General features: G+C 70.1%; 2 protein-coding genes. Both read left to right on the plus strand.

Annotation, left to right across the window (positions count from 1 at the left end):
* Nucleotides 1-473 precede the first annotated feature (473 nt).
* Nucleotides 474-1,574 carry a galactose-1-phosphate uridylyltransferase gene (galT, locus tag ACWDRR_RS44385; RefSeq protein ID WP_449778031.1) on the plus strand — a complete coding sequence of 367 codons (1,101 nt, stop codon included), beginning with the start codon at nt 474-476 and terminating at the stop codon, nt 1,572-1,574.
* Nucleotides 1,571-1,837, plus strand: a 267-nt coding sequence (locus ACWDRR_RS44390; protein WP_449778032.1) for an NAD-dependent epimerase/dehydratase family protein, incomplete at its 3' end; no start/stop codon positions are given. The genes galT and ACWDRR_RS44390, both read left to right, overlap by 4 nt.

Raw genomic sequence — 1,837 nt, forward strand, 5'->3', positions numbered from 1 at the left:
ACCCGTCGAACACGCGGTCGTCAGGCCCACAGCGAACAACAGACCGGTCGCGGCAACAACACGGCTGGAAGGACGGAACATGGGGGAACTCCTTCACGCAGGCGCCGCTTCCGGTGCCCACAAAGGGTCGGGGGGTACTGCCCGTTCGGATCCCGGGGCGGAAGCCGAGCCGATCGGCCCTGCCTGCTCGACTGTGCGAGACAAGCGCCAGCAACCACCACGAATCAACATGTTCAAACGGGATGGAACATATGACATCCCTGTTGCGGGGCGGCGTCAAGGGGAAGTCGGGGACGAGACCGGCTTGTAACCTGCCAGCCCTCGGGGCGGCGGCCGTCGGCGCAGCATGACGTCACGCGGTCAGTCGTCCGGAGGTACGGGAGTGTTGACTTTTGTGTGCTCTCGTTTGAATATGAGCGCGACGCTTGCTCAGGTCGGGTAGTCGACACGGGGTCCCTGCAGGAAAGGAAGCCATGATCAAAACGTCGGACAAGCTTGCGGACGGCCGCGAGCTCCTCTACTTCGACCCGGACGATGCCGCTCCCCGGGAGGCCTCCGGCGACCTGCGCCCGCTGGAGCCGGCGGTGAGCCTGTCCGAGATCCGCAGGGATCCGATCACCGGGGACTGGGTGACCGTGGCCGCCCACCGGCAGGCCCGCACCTACCATCCACCGGCGGACGAGTGCCCGCTCTGCCCGTCCCGTGCGGGCAGGCTCAGCGAGATCCCGGCCTCCGACTACCAGGTCGTCGTCTTCGAGAACCGCTTCCCGTCCCTGGCCGGTGACGCGGACCCCGAGCTCCTCGGCCACCCGGTGGCCGAGTCCGCCCCCGGCACCGGGCGCTGCGAGGTCGTCTGCTTCACCGCCGATCACGGTTCGTCGTTCGCCGACCTGACCGAGTCCCGGGCCCGCCTGGTGCTCGACGCGTGGACGGACCGGACCGCCGAACTGTCCGTGCTGCCCGACGTCAAGCAGGTGTACATCTTCGAGAACCGCGGCGCCGAGATCGGCGTGACGCTCGCCCACCCGCACGGGCAGATCTACGCCTTCCCGTTCAACCCGCCGCGCACCGCCCGCATGATCGAGCAGGCCGGCCGGCACCGTGCCGCCACCGGCCGCAACCTCTTCGAGGACGTGGTGGCCGCCGAACGCGCCGACCCGGTCCGCGTGGTGCTGGCCGGCGCGTACTGGACCGCGTTCGTTCCGTTCGCCGCCCGCTGGCCCTACGAGGTGCACCTCTACCCGAACCGGCGGGTCGCCGACCTGACGCAGCTCGACGAGGCCGAGCGCGCCGAGTTCCCCGGCCTCTACCTGGAGCTGCTGCGGCGCTTCGACCGGCTGTTCGCCGAGGAGGGGCGGCAGGAGCCGGTCCGGCCGACGCCCTACATCGCGGCCTGGCACCAGGCACCTGCCGTGGGCGGCCACGAACTGGCCCTGCACCTGGAGCTGTTCACGATCCGCCGCACGGCGGGCAAGCTGAAGTTCCTCGCCGGTGTGGAATCGGGCATGGACGCCTTCGTCAACGACGTGTCGCCGGAGGCGGCCGCACAGCGCCTTCGAGAGGTCGCCTCATGAGCACGTACCTGGTCACGGGTGGCGCCGGCTATGTCGGCAGCGTGGTCGCCGCCCGCCTGTTGGAGGCGGGACACCGGGTGACCGTCCTGGACGACCTCTCCACCGGCTTCCGCGAGGGCGTGCCGGCCGGTGCCGAGTTCGTCCGGGGTCGGATCCAGGAGGCCGGCGCGGTGCTCGACGCCTCCTTCGACGGGGTGCTGCACTTCGCCGCCTCCTCGCAGGTCGGCGAGTCGGTCGCGGACCCGGAGAAGTACTGGCGCAAC

This window comes from Kitasatospora sp. NPDC003701 (assembly GCF_053587085.1).

What these genes read in the sequence shown, in the direction of transcription:
- galT (WP_449778031.1), top strand. Translation starts at nt 474, where the DNA reads ATGATCAAAACGTCGGACAAGCTTGCGGACGGCCGCGAGCTCCTCTAC.